The following is a 1225-nucleotide window of genomic DNA, read 5'->3' as shown; positions in this document are numbered from 1 at the left end:
CAACGCCACCACCTCGGCGTGCGGCCCGCCCGGCGGCGCCGTCGCGCCGACGCCGGCGATCGCCCCATCGCTATCCAGGATCACCGCTCCCACAGGGGGATTCGGGTAGGTCCTGCCCTTGACCTTCTCGGACTGCTCGATGGCCGCGGCCATCGCGGCGTCGAGGTTCACAGCGTCAGGTGTTTGGACGCCGAGGCGGCCTGCCTGCGTAGTGCCTGGACCGCCGCGGCGGGATCCTCGGCGCTGTAGACCGCCGAGCCGGCCACGAAGCAGTCCACCCCGGCTTCGGCTGCGGCCTCGATGGTGTCGGCGTTGATGCCGCCGTCGATCTCGATGAGGATGGTCAACTCCCCCGCGTCGACCAGCCGGCGCGCGGTACCGACCTTGGGCAGCACCTCGGCGATGAACTTCTGCCCGCCGAAGCCGGGTTCGACCGACATCACCAGCAGGGTGTCGAACTCGCGCAGGATCTCCAGGTAGGGCTCCAACGGGGTGCCCGGTTTGATCGCCAGCCCCGCCTTGGCGCCGGCAGCGCGGATGTCGCGGGCCACCGCCACCGGATCGTCGGTGGCCTCGGCGTGGATGGTGACGTTGTAGGCGCCCGCCTCGGCGTAGGGCGGCGCCCACCGCTCGGGATCCTCGATCATCAGATGGCAGTCCATCGGGATGTCGCTGGCCTTGAGCAGGGACTCCACCACCGGCAGACCGAGAGTCAGATTCGGCACGAAATGGTTGTCCATCACGTCGACGTGCAGCCAGTCGGCGCCCTGCACGGCCGCGGTCTCGTCGGCCAACCGGGCGAAATCCGCCGCCAGGATCGACGGTGCGATGAGCGGCGAGTTCTTGGCATCTCGGGCGAGCGGTCCAGACATGGACATCACCCTAACGGTGCTCAGTCCACCCGTAGCGCGGCGGCGAACATCGCATCGGTGCCGTGCCGGTGCGGCCACAACTGCACCGACGAGCCCGCGCCTGCGTCCTCGGCGGGCTCGAACAGCTCGCCGGTGTCCAGCGCGGTCACCGGATACCGGCGCAGCGCGTCGGCGACCACACCCGCGGTCTCGGCCAGATGCGGCGAGCACGTCGCGTAGAGCACCACACCGCCCGGCCTGGTCAACCTGATCGCCGAGGCCAGCAGTTCGCGTTGCAGCTTGGCCAGCGGCGGCACGTCGCCGGTCTGGCGCCGCCACCGCGCCTCGGGCCTGCGCCGCAGCGCGCCCAGCCC

The 1225-nt window shown here is 70.9% G+C and carries 2 protein-coding genes and 1 pseudogene; all 3 read right to left on the bottom strand.

Translation table 11 applies throughout. From position 1 onward, the window contains the following. Positions 1-171, bottom strand: a pseudogene (locus MVA01S_RS31120) (bifunctional diaminohydroxyphosphoribosylaminopyrimidine deaminase/5-amino-6-(5-phosphoribosylamino)uracil reductase RibD); the annotation flags it as partial. After that, the gene (gene rpe, locus MVA01S_RS29915; protein WP_051015333.1) at positions 168-872 is read right to left on the bottom strand and encodes a ribulose-phosphate 3-epimerase; all 705 of its coding nucleotides are present in this window, start codon (positions 870-872) and stop codon (positions 168-170) included. The gene rpe and the pseudogene MVA01S_RS31120, both read right to left, overlap by 4 nt. A gap of 20 nt (positions 873-892) precedes the next feature. After that, positions 893-1225 (bottom strand): class I SAM-dependent methyltransferase (locus MVA01S_RS29910; protein WP_494337743.1); only part of this gene is annotated, 333 nt, incomplete at its 5' end.

The sequence above is a fragment of the Mycolicibacterium vaccae NBRC 14118 = CIP 105934 genome (genome assembly GCF_001552715.1).
GTDB lineage: Bacteria > Actinomycetota > Actinomycetes > Mycobacteriales > Mycobacteriaceae > Mycobacterium > Mycobacterium vaccae.
This window is presented reverse-complemented; position numbering and strand designations above follow the sequence as displayed.